The following is a 15859-nucleotide window of genomic DNA, read 5'->3' on the forward strand; positions in this document are numbered from 1 at the left end:
TGATCCGGGATCCATGCCTTCGGCGCGGCTATGGATCCCGGATCAAGTCCGGGATGACGATGATGGAGAGGACAGTTTCCGGTCGAAAACCGCCACAGCTCACCCGATATGCTTGAAAATCCACCCCACGCTCGCCCCGCCCGCGGGGGCGGTGCCGGTGATGACGAGCTGTTCGGTCGGGTGCGGGCGGCCGTCGCCGTCGACCCACAGGCTTTCCTCGATCGCCAGCGCGCCGCCGGACGTGCGGAACTGCCACAGCGGCCCGCCGCTGATGCGCAGCAGCGCGCCCAGCCCGTCGGCGGTCAGGCTCGCCGAAATGTTGCGGCCAAGGTGAAAGCGCATCGTGAAAGTCTTGTCGCCCTTGCGCCGCGTGCGCGGGGCGGGGAGCAGCATGTCCTCGCCGCGCAGCTCGCGCCCGTTGGGCGACAGGATGAGCAGGCGGCGGTGAATCAGGCCGTGGCGGCGCGCATAGCCGTCGTGGCTCATCTCGAGCCGGCTGCCCTGCGGCGTCTCGCGCCGGTCGAGCTCGACTTCGGTGACGCCCTTGCCGAGCGCGCCGCCCGGCAGGATCGCGGTCGAATTGCTGTCGCCCAGCGTCAGCGTCGAATGCGCCGCGGTGGTTCTGAGGCCGCGCGCGAGGTCGGCGGGGATGGTCGCGCCGGAGAGCGCCGCGCCGCCGCAATTGACGACGATGCGCTCGTCGCCGTCGCTGAGTTCAAAGGCAAGGGTGGAGGCGCAGCCCGCCTCGGTCACGCGGGCGATCGGCGGCGGCGCGGCGTCGGCGAGCAGCACCACCTTGTTCGCGACGAGCCGCTGATAGCCCCAGTCGCGCGCCTGCTTCAATGGCCGGGTGCGCACGCCGCTGGCGGCGACGATCGCCTGCACATGCGCCGCCGACGTCGCGCCGCTGCCCTGCCAGCTGCCCATGCCGCCATCGGCGTGGAGCAGCCCGAGCAGCGCGGGAACGGCGCGCGCGAGCACTTCCTGGACGAAGGGCGGCACCTCCATCCGGCGCATCTCATAGGTGCGCGCGAGCATCGACAGCGCCATGATCGCATCGAGCTGCGCCTGCGGCGAGCGCGAGATATTGCCGCCGTCGGCGTAGAAGCTGGTTTCCAGCACCTTGCGCAGCCCCGCCTCGCCGAACACCTGCCGCGGCTCGCCGCCGGGCATGAGGAGCGACGCGGCGACGATGCCGACCCACGCGACCATCTGCCCCGTGCCCGGCCGCGTCTTGTCGGCGACGCGGTCGAGGTGCCGCGCCGCGCGCGCGAGGTGGTTGAGCACCGCCGAGCGATAGACGAGGTCGCTCGATGACAGGATCAGCGGCGCATGAGCGGACCAGAACAGGATGCGCCACCCCGTATTGTCGGCGCGCCACGCGGGTTCGCTCACCGTCTCGCCGTGCGTGCCGAGCCAGTGGCGCACCACCGCTTCGGCGATCGGCGCGCCATCGGCGCGGGTGCCGGTCGCGGCGAGGTCGCGCAGCCAGGCGAAGCTGTGCAGATAATCGGCAAAGGCGGGCGCGACGCTCAGCGATGCGAAATCGAGCTCGCCGAGCGGCAGTTTCAGCCCGCGATGCAGGAAATGGCCGGCGCGGATCGCGGTGCCCGCGCGCGCATCGCCGGGCACGGGGTCGGCGGGCACGCCGAGCAGCTTCAGCGGAAAGCGCCCTTTGAGGCGCAGCGCGTGGAGCGGCGTGCGCCAGGTCAGGCGGGTGATCGCATTGGCGACGCGGTCGCCGAGCGACAGCCCCTTGTCGGCGGGCAGGCGGATCAGCCGCTTGCCGGGTTCGATCGTGTCGTCGATCGGCGCGGCGTCGTAACCGGGATCGAGCGGCGGGTCGGCGGGGGCGGTGTTCAGCGGTCTCCCCTCCATCGATCAGGCACCGCCGCGCAGTGCCCGGATATTGGCCGCATAGGCTTGCGCGCCGCCCTTGAAGGTCGCGGTCCCGGCAACGAGCACGTCGGCGCCCGCCGATATGGCGAGCGGCGCGGTGGCGGCGTCGATCCCGCCGTCGACCTCCAGCCTGATGTCGCGGCCCGATTTCTCGATCATCTTCTTCACCGCCTCGATCTTGCGAAGCTGGCTGGAGATGAAGCTCTGGCCGCCGAAGCCCGGATTGACGCTCATGATCAGGACCAGGTCGATGTCGTCGATCAGATAATCGAGCATCTTGGCGGGGGTTGCGGGGTTGAGCGACACGCCCGCCTGCTTGCCCAGCGACTTGATATGCTGGACGGTGCGGTGGACGTGTGGTCCGGCTTCGGGATGGACGGTGATGATGTCGGCGCCCGCCGCGGCAAAGGCGTCGAGGAAATGATCGACCGGCGAGATCATCAGATGGACGTCGAAGGGCAGGCTCGAATGCGGGCGCAGCGCCTTCACCACCATCGGCCCGATCGTCAGATTGGGCACATAATGGCCGTCCATCACGTCGATATGCACCCAATCGGCCCCCGCCGCCTCGATCGCGCGCACTTCCTCGCCCAGCCGGGCGAAATCGGCGCTGAGGATCGACGGGGCAATGCGGACGGCGGGCGGCGTGGCGGTCATGCACCGGCCTTAACCATCTAGCGAGTCGGGAGCAAGCGGGGCAGGGCGCGGGCTGTGGAAAAGCGGGGGTTGGGGCGCGCCGTCGGGAGGGGAATGTCCGGTGGCGCCCGATTGCGATCATAAATCCTCCCTGTGGCCGAAGGCCATGGGGAGGGGGGCCGCCGCCGCAGGCGGTGGTGGAGGGGCCGCGACGTCGGCGCAAAAGCCCCTCCGTCAGCGCTTCGCGCTGCCACCTCCCCATCGCTGCGCGACAGGGAGGATCGTAACTCGCAAAGTCTGAATCCGGCCGTCGCGCTCTTCCCCGTGCCGGGGAGGAGCCCAACGTCCGCTCCCCACCCCGAAGCCGCCACCGACGCCTTACATCAACCCCGCCGCCTCGATCGCCGCAACGGCATGATCGATCCGGGCGTCGCCTTCGCCTTCGATCCACGCCCATTTGAGCTGCCGCCGTTCGAGTTCGCCGATCGCGACGTCCATGAACTGGCGCCGCGCCAGCTCGCTGCCGAACAGGCGCGTGCCGTCCTCGCGCCAGGGCAGGTCCATCGCGGGAACGAGGTAAAGGTCGGCCACGTCCGTCCAGGCGTCGATTTCGGGCAGGCGGCGGCCGAGCAGCATGATCGCCCAGGCCTGCGTCATCAGCGGGTCGGTGTCGGACACCAGCCAGTCGGGCTGCTGGGCCAGCGCCGCCGCGGTCGCGGCGCGGTGGCCGTCGAAAATGGCGAGCAGGTCGACCTCATCGAAGCTGGTCCCGTGCATCTCGGCATAGGTGCGCCCATATTCGGGGACGACCAGCCCGCCGAGCCGCAGCGCGAGCCGCGGCGCGAGCGTCGATTTGCCCGTGCTTTCGGCGCCGTGCAGGCAGATGTGCCGGGTCATAGCGCGAGGCGCCCCATTGCCGCGGCGCGGCGCCACTGGATCAGCCCGTCGATCGACAGGCCGAGCAGCACGATATAGACCGCGCTCGTCGCGTAAAGCCCGCGCGACGCGAAGAGCGGGATCGCGATCAGGTCGACGAGGATCCACAGATACCAGCTTTCGACGCGGCGCCGCGCGAGCAGCCATTGCGCGGCGACGCTCATCATCGCGATCGCGCCGTCGATCCACGGCGCCACCGCGTCGGTGTGGCGGTCCATCGCATAGCTCCACCCCGCCCAGGCGGCGAGCGTGCCCAGCCCCCAGCCCCAGCGCGCGCCGCGGCTCATCCAGCCGACGGGGACGCCGCTTTCGTTGCGCGCGCGCGTCCACGCCGCCCAGCCATAAAGGTTGAGCGCGAAGAAAAAGCCCTGGAGCAGCATGTCGCTGTACAGCTTCGCCTCGAAGAAGACGAAGGCATAGAGCGTCACCGCGATCAGCGCGAAGGGATAGTTCCAGACGCTGCGCAGCGCGACGAGCGCGACATTGGTGAGCACGAAGGCGGCGGCGATCCACTCGATCGGGTTCATGCGGCGTTGCGACCGGCGTTCGTCCGGGGCCGCGTCCACAGCCCCTCGCGGCTGATCCGGCGCTGCGGCGGGCGGCGGAGCACCGACCAGCCGGCGCGCGCGACCCAGCCCAGTTTGGCGACGAGCGAACTGGCGGCGCGGTGGTCCCACGCATGGTCGCCGCGCCGCCGCACCTCGCGCGCGATGTCGCCATAAATGCCCGCGGCGGCGAGCACCGCCCAGCGGCTGCGCGGGGGCAGCTTGCGGGCGCCCCAGCGCGCCGACGCTTCATATTCTTCGGCCATTTCGGCGAGCCAGCGTGCCATCACCGCGAGTCGCGGGCGAAAGGCGGGGTGCATATGCTGGCCGGGCGGAATGTCGAGCTCGACCAGCCATTCGACGGGCAGGTAACAGCGGTCGGCCGCGGCATCCTCCGCCACATCGCGCGCGATATTGGCGAGCTGGAACGCGATGCCGAGGTCCGATGCCCGGTCGAGCGTGCGTTCGTCGTCGGGGTCGATCCCCATCACCAGCGCCATCGCGACGCCGACCGCGCCCGCGACATGATAGCAATAGCGGAGCAGGTCGTTCTCACTGCGCGGCCGCCAGTCCTTTGCGTCGAGCTCGAATCCCGCGATGATGTCGTCGATCACCGCGCGCGGGATCGCCACTTCGGTGAGCAGGAAGCCGAGCGCGTCGAAGGCGGCTTCACCGGTCGGTTCGCCCGCAAACGCCTTGTCGGTCAGCGCCCGGATGCGCCCGACGGCGGCCGCGGGATCGTGTCCCGGCCGCATCGTGCCGCCATGATCCTGTCCGTCAGTCAGATCGTCGGCGGCGCGGCACCAGGCATAGAGCAACCAGACGCGCTCGCGCACCCTGCGGTCGAACAGCTGGCTGGCCAGCGCAAAGCTTTTCGACCCGCGCGCGATGCTGTCGTGCGCGAAACCGTGGAGGGCGTCGGCGTCATAGGCCCCCTCCGCGTTCATCAGAGATTTTCGGCCTTCATCGCGAAAATCGTCTGGTGCGGCTCATAATTCGCCATCTTGTCGAGCAGCTCGTCGAGCCCGGCATCGACGATCATGATCCCCGCGTGCGCGGGGCGGATGAAGCCGACGTCGATCATCCGGCGGTTGAAGGCGATGAGGTCGTTATAAAAGCCTGCCGCGTTGAGCAGCCCGACGGGCTTGGTGTGATAGCCGAGCTGCGCCCAGCTGATCGCTTCCCACAGCTCGTCCATCGTCCCGACGCCGCCGGGGATGGTCAGAAATCCGTCCGACAGGTCGGTGAACATCTTCTTGCGCTCGTGCATCCCTGATACGACGTGCAGTTCGGTGCAGCCGCGGTGCGCGACCTCGGCGCCGACGAGCGCTTCGGGGATGATGCCGATGACCTCGCCGCCCGCCTCCAGCGCGCTGTCGGCGACCGCGCCCATCAGCCCCAGCCGCCCGCCGCCATAGACGACCCCAATGCCGCGTTCGGCCAGGGTGCGCCCGACGTGGCGCGCGGTTTCGATATAGACGGGATCGTCGGGGGTCGCGGACCCGCAATAGACGGCGAGGCGTTTCATAAACTTTCCTTACTCGCTCGATGCGAACGGAGCTAAATGTCCAACATCAGCCGGGCCGTCGCCTTCGCGCTGCCGACGACACCGGGGATCCCCGCGCCCGGATGCGTTCCCGCGCCGACGAAGTAAAGATTGGAAATCATGTCGTCGCGGTTGTGCGCGCGGAACCAGGCCGACTGCCACAGCACCGGCTCGAGGCTGAAGGCGCTGCCGAGATGCGCGCCGAGGTCGCGGCCGAAATCGGCGGGGGTATAGTGAAAGCGCGTGACGATATTGGCGCGAAGATCGGGGGCGACGCGCCGCTCGACCTCGTCGATGATCGCGTCGGCGAAGCGCGCGCCGAAATCGCCGTCCCAGTCGGCTTTCGCCTTGCCCAGATGCGCGACGGGGGCGAGCGCATAGAAGGTCGAATGCCCCGGCGGCGCCATGCCGGGATCGGTGATGCTCGGATGATGGAGATAGAGCGAGAAATCGTCGGGCACGACGCCGTTCCTGTAGATATCGGCGAGCAACCCCTGATAGCGCGGGCCGAACAGGATGCTGTGGTGCGCGACGTCGCGATAGTCGCCCTTCGCGCCGAAATGGACGACGAACAGCGACGGCGACCAGCGTTTGCGCGCCAGGCGGCGCGCGGCTTTCGGCCCGCGCGGATGATCGGCGAGCAGGTCGCGATAGCTGTGCATCAGGTCGCCGTTGCACGCGATCATGTCGGCCTCGCCGCGCCAGCCGCTCGCGGTGGTGACGCCGGTGGCGCGGTCGCCCGCGGTGTGGATCGCCGCCACCGCATCGCCCAGCCGCAGCGTCCCGCCCAGCCGCTCGAACAGGCGGACCATCGCGGCGACCAGCCGATTGGTCCCGCCGCGCGCGAACCAGATGCCGCCGTCCTTCTCGATCGTGTGAATGAGCGCATAGATGGCGCTCGTCGTCATCGGATTGCCGCCGACCAGCAGGGTGTGGAACGACAGCGCCTGCCGCAGCCGTTCGTCGCGAACATAGGAGGAGACGATCGAATAGACGCTGCGCCAGGCCTGATATTTCATCAGCGCGGGGGCGGCCTTGATCATCGCCCGAAAATCGAGAAAGGCGGTTGCGCCGAGCTTGACATAGCCCTGTTCGTAAACGCCTTTTGAATAGTCGAGGAAGCGCTCGTAGCCCGCGACGTCGGCGGGGTTCAGCCGCGCGATCTCGGCGTGGAGCGCGGCCTCGTCGTTCGAATAATCGAAATTGGTGCCGTCGGGCCAGTTCAGCCGGTAAAAGGGGCTGACGGGCATCAGCTCGACGTCGGCGGCCATATCCTGCCCGCTCAGCTCCCACAGCTCGCCGAGGCATGGCGGATCGGTGATGACGGTCGGCCCGGCGTCGAAGGTGAAGCCGTCTCTTTGCCAATGATAGGCGCGCCCGCCGGGCTTGTCGCGCGCCTCGACCAATGTTGTCGCGATTCCCGCCGACTGGAGCCGGATCGCAAGCGCGAGGCCGCCGAACCCGGCGCCGATGACGATCGCGCGGCGGCTCATCGCCAGTCGAGCCTGGCGAGCGCCGCGAGCGCGCGGCCGACGGGCACCGGCGGCCTGCCCGCAAGCAGGCGCAGCCGGTCGGTCGCGGTCGAGCGCCCGGCATAGAAGCGCGCGATCAGCCGCGGCGAGAGGCGATAGAAGCGCTCGAAGATGCGATAGCGCGCATCGGGATCGGCGGCGCGGAACAGCATGGCGCCCAGCATCCGGTAAAAGCGCTGGCGGCGCCACGAAGCCGCGGCGCGCGCGCGCAGTCGGTCGGGCAGGTCGGCGCGGCCGACCAGCGCGGGCAGCGCCGTGGCGGTGCGCACCGCATGCGGCAGCGAATAGCCCGTGGTCGCGTGGAACATCCCCGCGCGCGCACCGATCCGCGCGGTGCGATCGGATGGCGGCCACAGCCGGTTGAAATCGCCTGCCATCACCACCGGCAATACCCCGCTTTCCTCGCGTGTCGTCGCGGCCACCCGCCAGCCCTGCACCGCGGCATAGGCGGCGATCCGCTCGCGCACCAGCGCCTCGTCGAGCCCCGCGTCGTCGCTGTAATAGGTATCCTCGACGAACAGCGTCTCGGCGTCGAAGGGGAGGAGGTAGACAAAGCGATAGCCGTCCAGCTGCTCGACCGTCGCATCCATGACGACCGGATGTTCGACCCCATGCCCGCCAGCGATCGTCAGCGCCTGTCCGACGAATTTCTGCCAGCCGCTTGTCAGCGTCGGAAAGCGGGCCGCACCGCGCGCGTCGATGACATGCTTCGCCGACAATCGCCCGCCGCGCGCCAGCAGCAGATGGTCGGGCGCGACATGCTTTGCGCGATCGGCGATGATATGCCCGTCGGGCAGCGCCGCCGCGACGGCCGCAGCCAGCGCTTCGCCGGTGATGCTTTTATATCCCATGCCGAGCGTCCGGTCGTGCGCGGGAAAGCGCACGTCGTAGCGCGGCCAGTGATAGCGGACGAGCGGCGCGACGAGCCAGCGGTCCTTCTTTGCGATGTCGCTGTCGAAAAAGGACCAGACATGATTGCCGCCGACCGGCCCCGGCTCGACCAGCCGTATGTCGAGATCGGGCCGCTTGGCCGCCAGCGCGAGCGCCGCCAGCCCACCCGCCAGCCCGCCGCCGACGATCGCGATGTCGCATCTATCGATGTTCGGCCCCACCATGTCTCCGCCCTAGCCGCGCATCGCGCCCCTTGCAAAGCCATTGCAACGCGCCGCCGAACGACTAGCCTTCCGCCATGACCGGCTGGGCGATCCTTTTGTCTGCGCTCGCGATGACCGCGATCGTCGGCGTGCGTTATTTGATTGCCAGCGGCGTCTTTGCGCTCGCGACGCGAATCAGGCGCCCCGGCCTCTATCGCGGGCTGGAAGGACAGATGCGCCGCGAGATCGGCTGGAGCCTCGCGAGCGCCGCCATTTACGGCATTCCCGCCGGGGTGGTCGCCTGGGGGTGGCAGGCGCATGGCTGGACGCGCATCTATACCGACGTCGACGCCTTTCCGCTCTGGTATCTGCCCGTCAGCCTGCTCCTTTATCTGCTGCTCCACGACGCATGGTTTTACTGGACGCACCGCTGGATGCACCGCCCGCGCCTCTTTCGCCTCGCGCACGCCGTCCATCACGCCAGCCGCCCGCCGACCGCATGGGCGGCGATGAGCTTTCACCCCGTCGAGGCGGTCACCGGCGCGATCGTCATCCCCGCGCTGGTGTTTGTCATTCCCATCCATGTTGCGGTGCTGGGGCTGGTGCTCGCGATCATGACGATCATGGGGGTTGGCAATCATATGGGGTGGGAGATGTTCCCGCGCGCGCTTGTTCATGGACCAGCAGGGCGCTGGCTGATAACCGCGACGCATCACCAGGCGCATCATGCCGCCTACCGGGGGAATTATGGACTTTATTTCCGTTTCTGGGATCGCGCGTGCGGCACCGACATCGGGCTTGGCCGCTTTGATGCTGGCCGTCCTGACCGCGAACGCCCCGCCGCAGCCGACGGTTGAGGTCAGCGTCACGGGGCTGCGCAGCGCCAGGGGACAGTTGCTCGTCTGCCTGACCACAAAAGCCAGCGCCTTTCCCGATTGCAGCAAGGACAAGGGGTCGGTGCGCCTGGCCGTGCAGGCCGCCGACGCCGCGCGCTTCGACGTCCACGCGCCCGGCGCGGGCACCTATGCGATTGCGGTCGTCCATGACGAGAATGGCAACGACAAGATGGACAAGGCGATCTTCCTGCCCAAGGAAGGCTTCGGTTTTTCGCGCAACCCCACGATCACCGTCGGCCCGCCGAGCTTCCGGTCGGCAAGTTTCGCGGTCACGGGCGACATGCGCCAGTCGATCAGGATGAAATATATGCTGTAGGGGGCGGATCATTGGCGGAGTCCGCCTTGGGGTGGGGAGCTGCCGCTCGCCTTACTGTTGTACCCCGGCGAAAGCCGGGGTCCAGAGCGCCCATGAGCAAGCGTTAGCTTATCCCGCCCTGGGCCCCGGCTTTCGCCGGGGTGCGGCAACTATCGGTCGTAAGCCGCCATTCCGGCCCGGTGGATTGCAAGCGCCATTGTGGGGCGGAGGGCGCAACGCTAAAGCATCGCGCGTGACCGCGACACGCCCCCGCATCGCCGCTTTCGCCGACCGCTGGCCAAAGCTTCTTGCCCTTGCGCTCGGCGCCGTTTCGGCGACGGGCTTCGCGCCGCTCAACCTCTGGCCCTTGACCCTGCTCGCGCTGGCATCATGGATGGCGCTGGTCGCGCGCAGCCCGCGCGGCTGGCGCGCGCTGGGCATCGGCTGGGCGTTCGGCGTCGGCCATTTCACCACTGGTCTCAACTGGATCGCGACCGCCTTCACCTATCAGGCGGCGATGCCCGCGTGGCTGGGGTGGATCGCGGTTCTGCTGCTCGCGCTTTATCTCGCGCTCTATCCCGCGCTCGCGGCGTGGGGGGCGTGGCAATTCATTCCTCCCCGGAACGGGGAGGTGGCAGCGCGCAGCGCTGACGGAGGGGGGGTGCGTCCTCCGACCGACCTCGCGCAAGGCCGCGAGCCCCCTCCACCGCCTGCGGCGGTCCCCCTCCCCGTTCCGGGGAGGATTTCGCTCTCCTTCATCCTCGCCTTCGCCGCGCTGTGGACGCTCACCGAATGGCTGCGCAGCTGGGTGTTCACGGGGTTCGCGTGGAACCCGCTGATCGCGACAACGGGTGATTTCTTCGGGTTTCTCCCCTGGGTCGGCACATATGGTGGGTCCGCAATGGTCATCCTTGCGGCGATGGTCGTGGTCGGCATGTTAAAATCGACGGCGGAAATACTGCGTGAGTTGCAGCGCCCGCAACCCGTTCCGCCACCGCGATCACAATTGCTGCAACTTCTTGGAGTAGGCGTAGTTATCGCCGCCTACATGACTCTGCTGAGCATTTTGCCGCAACGCCCGTCGGCAATGCCGCCTCCGACCACGGCCGCCACTTCCATCACCGTCGTCCAGCCCAATGTCGGCCAGCAGGATAAATGGGAGGGCAGCAAGGCCGACGCCAATTTCGCCAAGCTCGCGCGGCTGACGACGCCCAGGGACGAAACGCCGCGCCTCATCCTGTGGCCCGAGGCGGCGGTGCCCGACTATCTCGAATGGGGCTATCCCGCCGTCTATTACGAACGCTCGCCCGCCGAAGCGCGGCGGCGGATCACCGACCTGATGAATATGGGCGATGTCATGCTGCTCGGCGCGCTCAAGCTCGAAATGGACAAGCGCGGCGAGGTCGTCGGTGCGCGCAACGCGGTGATGACGCTCCACGCCGACGGCACGCTCGGGCCGCGCTATGACAAGGCGCATCTGGTTCCCTATGGCGAATATCTGCCGATGCGGCCGGTCCTCTCGGCGCTCGGCCTGTCGCGGCTGGCGCCCGGCGATATCGATTTCTGGCCCGGACCGGGGCCGCGCACGATCGACCTCGGCGCCTTCGGCCGCATCGGCCTGCAAATCTGTTACGAGATCATCTTTTCGGGCCAGGTCGTCGACCGCGACCACCGCCCGGCCTTCATCTTCAACCCGTCGAACGACGCCTGGTTCGGATCATGGGGCCCGCCGCAGCATCTGGCCCAGGCCCGCCTCCGCGCGATCGAGGAAGGACTGCCCGTCGTCCGCGCGACGCCGACGGGGATCAGCGCGGTGATCGACGCCGACGGGCGCATTCTCGAATCGCTGCCGATGCACGCCGCGGGGCGCATCGACACGATCGTGCCGCCCGCGCACGCGCCGACGCTCTTTGCGCGCTTCGGCAACGCGCTGCCGGTCGGATTTGCGCTCGCGCTGCTCGCGCTGGCCATTGCCTTTCGTCGGCGCGGACGCTAACAGCCACCCAACATAAAGCTTTCTTTATATCCGTCCGGAAAAAGGCTCCCCATGCGCAACAGCTTCCTCTTCACCTCCGAAAGCGTGTCCGAAGGGCATCCCGACAAGGTGGCCGACCAGATCAGCGATTCGATCGTCGACCTGTTCCTGGCGAAAGATCCCGAAGCGCGCGTGGCGTGCGAAACGCTGACGACGACGCAGCTCGTCGTGCTGGCGGGCGAAATCCGTTGCAAGGGCGTGTTCGAGGATGGCGAATGGGCGCCCGGCGCGCTCGACGAGATCGAGGCGACGGTGCGCCGCACGGTGCGCGAGATCGGCTATGAACAGGCGGGTTTCCACTGGAACGAGTTTCGCTTCGAGAACAACCTGCACGGCCAGTCGGCGCATATCGCGCAGGGCGTCGACGAGGCCGCGAACAAGGATGAGGGCGCGGGCGACCAGGGCATCATGTTCGGCTATGCGTCCGACGAAACCCCCGACCTGATGCCCGCGACGCTCGATTACAGCCACAAGATCCTCGAACGCATGGCCGCCGACCGCAAGGCCGGAACCGCGCCCTTCCTCGAACCCGATGCCAAAAGCCAGGTGACGCTCCGCTACGCCAACGAACGTCCGGTCGAGGCGACCGCCATCGTCGTATCGACCCAGCACGCGCCGGGTTATTATTTTCACAATGGCGAAGGCGACGAGGCGAAATATACCGAGCTTCGCAAATATGTGCTTGGCGTCATCGCCGACGTGCTGCCCGCCGAACTGCTCACCGCGAACACCGTCTATCACATCAATCCGACGGGCCGGTTTGAAATCGGGGGCCCCGACGGCGACGCGGGGCTCACGGGTCGCAAGATCATCGTCGATACCTATGGCGGCGCATCTCCGCACGGCGGCGGCGCGTTCAGCGGCAAGGATCCGACCAAGGTGGACCGCTCGGCGGCCTATATCACCCGCTATCTGGCGAAGAATATCGTCGCCGCGGGCCTCGCGCGCCGCTGCACGATCCAGCTCTCCTACGCGATTGGCGTCGCCGAGCCATTGTCGATCTATGTCGATCTCCACGGCACCGGCACGGTCGAGGAAAGCCGGATCGAGGCGTTGTTGCCGCAGCTCGTCCGCCTGACGCCCAAGGGCATCCGCACGCATCTGGGCCTCAACAAGCCGATCTATCGCCAGACCGCCGCCTATGGCCATTTCGGCCGCCAGGCGGCCGGCGACGCCTTTCCGTGGGAACGCACCGACCTCGTCGACAAGCTCAAGGCGGCGCTCGCGGTCTGATCGGGGCCGGGGTGCTTGCCGCCCCCGCTTGCCCGCGCTAACGCGCGCGCCATGACTGCGCACAAACCCGGCGACCCGACGACCCTCAACCGCCTCTACGGCCGATCGAAGGGCAAGCCGCTTCGCGCGGGGCAGCAGGATCTGGTTGATACGCTGCTGCCGCAGATTGCGGTTCCCGCCGAGGGTGAGGTAACGGCCGCGCGGCTGTTCGACTTCGACCGCCCGCTGCATTTCGAGATCGGCTTCGGCGGCGGCGAGCATATGGCGGCGCGCGCCGACATGCTGCCCGACCATGGCTTTATCGGCGCCGAGCCCTTTATCAACGGCGTGGCGCAGGCGCTTGTCCATGTCGCGGGCGATCATGGCGCGCACCCCCCGCTCGGCAATGTGCGCATCCATCACGGCGACGCGCTCCAGGTGCTGCGGCGCATCCCCGACGGCGCCTTGAGCTTCGTCTATCTGCTGCATCCCGACCCCTGGCCCAAGGCGCGCCATGCCAAGCGGCGGATGATGAACGACGGGCCGCTCGACCTGATTGCCGCAAAGCTCAAAATCGGCGGCGAGTTCCGGTTCGGCACGGACCATCCGGTCTATCTCGCCCACGCGCTGATGGTGATGCGCCGCCATCGCCACCAGTTCGAATGGCTGGCAAAGGATGCGCGCGATTTTCAGCTGCGCCCCGGCGGCTGGCCCGAAACGCGCTACGAGGCGAAGGCGCGCGCGCAGGGACACGAAGTCTGGTACTTCCGCTGGAGGCGTACCCAAGGGTAGCTCTGGCGTAGAAAAAGCATTTTATATCAAAATCTTACTTACGCTATGGTTTTCTCCCCTTGGCGGCAATTTCCGCCTCGGTGATTGCTCGGTGATTGCTGGGTGATTGCTGGAACGACCAGTCGGGAGGCCAGATCATGGCGAGTGGAAAGATCACCAAGCAGTCCATCGATGCCCTAATTGCGAAGCGTCATGAGGGCTTTTTGTGGGATAATGGGATCAAGGGCTTTGGCGCCAAGATCACCAAGTCGGGAAAGGTGGCCTACGTCCTTCAATTTAGGATGGGCGGGCGGGAAGCGCGCACCCGGAGGTACACCATCGGAAGTCACGGCTCGCCATGGACACCGGCAACTGCCCGCGATGAAGCAGTTAGGGTGTCGCTACTGATCGCCAAGGGCATCGATCCCGTCGAGGCCGATCAGCAGCGCCGCCGTGAGGCCGTCGATCTTGCTTTCGATAATTATGCCGACAAATTCGAAAGGTCGTGCGTCGGCAGGGGATGGAAGGTTCTGGTTGAGCGATCATTGCGCATCCATGTCAAACCGGTACTCGGTTCCAAGCCTCTTCCCAAGATTACCCGAATTGACATCGTCACAGTGTTCGACCGGATGCCAGCTCAGCAAGCAGCAAACCGGCGTAACGTGTTTGCCGTTCTTCGCCGTCTGTTTCGGTGGGCAGTGAGTCGCGGGGATGTCGAACGAAGTCCGATGGAAGGCATGGAAACCCCGCCTCCCGTCAAGGCACGTGATCGTTGGCTGAGTGATAGCGAACTGGCGAAGGTGTGGAAGCATGCGATGCAGACCCACCCCTGCTTTGGCCCAATCGTTCGTCTACTCATCGTAACCGGCCAACGAAGAGAGGAAGTCTCGTCTCTGTCGTGGGACGAACTGGACCATGGTGAACGACTTTGGACGCTTCCCGGCAATCGGGCAAAGAATGGAGAGCCCAATCGCATTCCCCTGAACGGTTTGGCGATGGCCGTGCTTGACGAATTGGCGGCAGGACCTGAGTGGCCGCGGAAAGGCAAGGTATTCCAAACTTCGACAGGCGGCAGCTTTACGGGATATGACAAGGGCAAGAAGAAGCTCGACCAGTTGATCGAGGAAGATTCCGGGGAACCGCTCGCACCTTGGCGGCTGCACGACCTGCGCCGGACGTTGGCGACGGGTTTCCAACGCCTAGGAGTTCGTTTTGAAGTGACCGAGGCCGTGTTGAACCACGTCGGAGGCTCCCGCGCGGGGGTGGCCGGCATTTACCAAAGACATGACTGGAAGGAAGAAAAGCGCCAAGCCTTGGCTGACTGGAATTATCATTTGCTATCAATTTCAGGTTGGTGATCTATGGACGCAACTAGCCGTTGCTAACTCGCGAGCGGCTGTTTGGGAGAGGCAGAGCGGGGCGTCAATGAATGAGCCGCGGTCGCTCCAAACATCACCAAAGCCGCATCCTGCGCGATAACAGGTTGCTCAATCCGCTGTGGGGCGGAGCCTACAATAAATAGTTCAGCGACAATCGATCGATTGTCTCGCTTACCATCTGCGTGATCAGCTCTGCGCTCGAAGGGGTGTCGTGTATCAAGCCCACGCTCTCCCCAACCGTTACATGAGCCAGATCATAGTTCTCACTGGCAACGCCCTGCTCATACCTGGACCTGGCCTCAACGATTCTCGCCTGGAGTTCGCTTTCCCGTCCCTCCCATTCACGGTGAAGCGCGTTGCGTATGGATCGAAAGTCATATGGCTCGGGCCAGTCTTTCCCTCGAAGCAAGTCGAATATGGGGCTCCGAATGGTGCCATCGCCAGTCGCAGCGATGGCAACCTGCTTTGCCATTGCTGATGCCAGCGACTCCCTAGTCGCCCAAGCGCGGCTCCCGATCATGGCACCGTCTGCACCAAGCATGAGACTGGCAGCGAGACCCCTTCCATCCGAAATCCCGCCCGCAGCAATGACGAGCGTTTCGGGAGCGACCTTAGCAAGAATGTCCGCGACCTCAGGCACGAGTGTGAAGGTACCGCGCCCGAGAGAAGACCTAATGCCGTGGCCGCCGGCTTCGCTGCCCTGGGCGACAATCACGGATGCGCCAGCGTCAATCACCGCGTGAAGCTGATCTGCGCGCTGAATCTGACAAATGGCTGGAATGCTCCGATCTGCCAAGCGCTTCACCCATGAGCCTGCGTCTCCGAATGAGAGCATAACCGCTGCCGGGGTCTCGGGTTGGTCAAGCAGCCAGTCAAATGCGCTGCAATCCTGGTCGAGTTTCCAAGTGATAAAGCCGCATCCGAGGCGAGAGAGCGCAGCCGGAGTAGACCGCAATTTCGATACGGCTGCGCAATATTCCTGCTTGAGCCAGTCCACGTCGCCGTAACCGCCACCAACCAAGGCCAACGCTCCTGAACGAGCCCACGCAGCTGCCAATTCTCCTCCAGCGGCCAAGGCCATGG

General features: G+C 66.5%; 15 protein-coding genes. 6 read left to right on the forward strand and 9 right to left on the reverse strand.

From position 1 onward, the window contains the following. Window positions 1-99: 99 nt before the first annotated feature. From SPYCA_RS17175 to crtY, 8 genes are all read right to left on the reverse strand, one after another. Complete coding sequence (locus tag SPYCA_RS17175; RefSeq protein WP_120221934.1) at window positions 100-1878, reverse strand: heparinase II/III family protein; 1779 nt, start codon at window positions 1876-1878, stop codon at window positions 100-102. A 3-nt stretch (window positions 1879-1881) separates the two neighbouring features. Further along, entirely contained in the window at window positions 1882-2556 is a 675-nt protein-coding gene (rpe, locus tag SPYCA_RS17180; protein WP_120221935.1) for a ribulose-phosphate 3-epimerase, read from the reverse strand. A gap of 357 nt (window positions 2557-2913) precedes the next feature. Beyond that, window positions 2914-3432, reverse strand: a complete 519-nt coding sequence (locus SPYCA_RS17185; RefSeq protein WP_120221936.1) for an AAA family ATPase — start codon at window positions 3430-3432, stop codon at window positions 2914-2916. Further along, on the reverse strand, window positions 3429-3998 hold the full coding sequence (gene pnuC, locus SPYCA_RS17190) for a nicotinamide riboside transporter PnuC (protein ID WP_120222416.1): 570 nt from the start codon (window positions 3996-3998) through the stop codon (window positions 3429-3431). The genes SPYCA_RS17185 and pnuC overlap by 4 nt, the downstream gene beginning before the upstream one ends. Next, complete coding sequence (locus tag SPYCA_RS17195) at window positions 3995-4963, reverse strand: phytoene/squalene synthase family protein (protein ID WP_120221937.1); 969 nt, start codon at window positions 4961-4963, stop codon at window positions 3995-3997. The genes pnuC and SPYCA_RS17195 overlap by 4 nt, the downstream gene beginning before the upstream one ends. Then, a complete protein-coding gene (locus SPYCA_RS17200; RefSeq protein ID WP_120221938.1) occupies window positions 4963-5544 on the reverse strand; it encodes a TIGR00730 family Rossman fold protein in 582 nt (193 codons plus the stop codon). The genes SPYCA_RS17195 and SPYCA_RS17200 overlap by 1 nt, the downstream gene beginning before the upstream one ends. 32 nt (window positions 5545-5576) lie before the next feature. Next, window positions 5577-7055 (reverse strand): phytoene desaturase, encoded by a 1479-nt coding sequence (locus tag SPYCA_RS17205; protein ID WP_120221939.1) that lies wholly within the window; start codon window positions 7053-7055, stop codon window positions 5577-5579. Continuing rightward, window positions 7052-8209 carry a lycopene beta-cyclase CrtY gene (gene crtY / locus SPYCA_RS17210; protein WP_120221940.1) on the reverse strand — a complete coding sequence of 386 codons (1158 nt, stop codon included), beginning with the start codon at window positions 8207-8209 and terminating at the stop codon, window positions 7052-7054. Before crtY ends, SPYCA_RS17205 begins: the two co-directional genes overlap by 4 nt. A gap of 74 nt (window positions 8210-8283) precedes the next feature. On the opposite strand from crtY, the gene SPYCA_RS17215 reads away from it, so the two are divergent. From SPYCA_RS17215 to SPYCA_RS17240, 6 genes are all read left to right on the forward strand, one after another. Further along, a complete protein-coding gene (locus SPYCA_RS17215) occupies window positions 8284-9045 on the forward strand; it encodes a sterol desaturase family protein (protein WP_120221941.1) in 762 nt (253 codons plus the stop codon). After that, window positions 8999-9400, forward strand: a complete 402-nt coding sequence (locus SPYCA_RS17220) for a DUF2141 domain-containing protein (protein ID WP_120221942.1) — start codon at window positions 8999-9001, stop codon at window positions 9398-9400. The genes SPYCA_RS17215 and SPYCA_RS17220 overlap by 47 nt, the downstream gene beginning before the upstream one ends. A 232-nt stretch (window positions 9401-9632) precedes the next feature. Then, a complete protein-coding gene (gene lnt / locus SPYCA_RS17225) occupies window positions 9633-11375 on the forward strand; it encodes an apolipoprotein N-acyltransferase (RefSeq protein WP_120221943.1) in 1743 nt (580 codons plus the stop codon). 51 nt (window positions 11376-11426) lie between these two features. After that, window positions 11427-12647, forward strand: coding sequence for a methionine adenosyltransferase (gene metK, locus SPYCA_RS17230; RefSeq protein WP_120221944.1), 1221 nt, complete (start codon window positions 11427-11429; stop codon window positions 12645-12647). Window positions 12648-12698: 51 nt separating this feature from the next. Continuing rightward, complete coding sequence (gene trmB, locus SPYCA_RS17235) at window positions 12699-13418, forward strand: tRNA (guanine(46)-N(7))-methyltransferase TrmB (protein ID WP_120221945.1); 720 nt, start codon at window positions 12699-12701, stop codon at window positions 13416-13418. Between the two features lie 137 nt (window positions 13419-13555). Then, a complete protein-coding gene (locus SPYCA_RS17240; protein ID WP_120222417.1) occupies window positions 13556-14755 on the forward strand; it encodes a tyrosine-type recombinase/integrase in 1200 nt (399 codons plus the stop codon). A gap of 151 nt (window positions 14756-14906) precedes the next feature. Here the strand turns inward: SPYCA_RS17240 and SPYCA_RS17245 are convergent, their stop codons facing one another. Continuing rightward, complete coding sequence (locus SPYCA_RS17245) at window positions 14907-15857, reverse strand: NAD(P)H-dependent flavin oxidoreductase (RefSeq protein WP_232003395.1); 951 nt, start codon at window positions 15855-15857, stop codon at window positions 14907-14909. Window positions 15858-15859 lie beyond the last annotated feature (2 nt).

It is taken from the genome of Sphingopyxis sp. FD7 (genome assembly GCF_003609835.1).
In the GTDB taxonomy this organism is placed as follows: Bacteria; Pseudomonadota; Alphaproteobacteria; order Sphingomonadales; family Sphingomonadaceae; genus Sphingopyxis.

Coding starts and splice junctions, on each gene's coding strand:
- SPYCA_RS17175 (WP_120221934.1), bottom strand. CDS start 1,878: ATGGAGGGGAGACCGCTGAACACCGCCCCCGCCGACCCGCCGCTCGAT.
- rpe (WP_120221935.1), bottom strand. CDS start 2,556: ATGACCGCCACGCCGCCCGCCGTCCGCATTGCCCCGTCGATCCTCAGC.
- SPYCA_RS17185 (WP_120221936.1), bottom strand. CDS start 3,432: ATGACCCGGCACATCTGCCTGCACGGCGCCGAAAGCACGGGCAAATCG.
- pnuC (WP_120222416.1), bottom strand. CDS start 3,998: ATGAACCCGATCGAGTGGATCGCCGCCGCCTTCGTGCTCACCAATGTC.
- SPYCA_RS17195 (WP_120221937.1), bottom strand. CDS start 4,963: ATGAACGCGGAGGGGGCCTATGACGCCGACGCCCTCCACGGTTTCGCG.
- SPYCA_RS17200 (WP_120221938.1), bottom strand. CDS start 5,544: ATGAAACGCCTCGCCGTCTATTGCGGGTCCGCGACCCCCGACGATCCC.
- SPYCA_RS17205 (WP_120221939.1), bottom strand. CDS start 7,055: ATGAGCCGCCGCGCGATCGTCATCGGCGCCGGGTTCGGCGGCCTCGCG.
- crtY (WP_120221940.1), bottom strand. CDS start 8,209: ATGGTGGGGCCGAACATCGATAGATGCGACATCGCGATCGTCGGCGGC.
- SPYCA_RS17215 (WP_120221941.1), top strand. CDS start 8,284: ATGACCGGCTGGGCGATCCTTTTGTCTGCGCTCGCGATGACCGCGATC.
- SPYCA_RS17220 (WP_120221942.1), top strand. CDS start 8,999: ATGCTGGCCGTCCTGACCGCGAACGCCCCGCCGCAGCCGACGGTTGAG.
- metK (WP_120221944.1), top strand. CDS start 11,427: ATGCGCAACAGCTTCCTCTTCACCTCCGAAAGCGTGTCCGAAGGGCAT.
- trmB (WP_120221945.1), top strand. CDS start 12,699: ATGACTGCGCACAAACCCGGCGACCCGACGACCCTCAACCGCCTCTAC.
- SPYCA_RS17240 (WP_120222417.1), top strand. CDS start 13,556: ATGGCGAGTGGAAAGATCACCAAGCAGTCCATCGATGCCCTAATTGCG.
- SPYCA_RS17245 (WP_232003395.1), bottom strand. CDS start 15,857: ATGGCCTTGGCCGCTGGAGGAGAATTGGCAGCTGCGTGGGCTCGTTCA.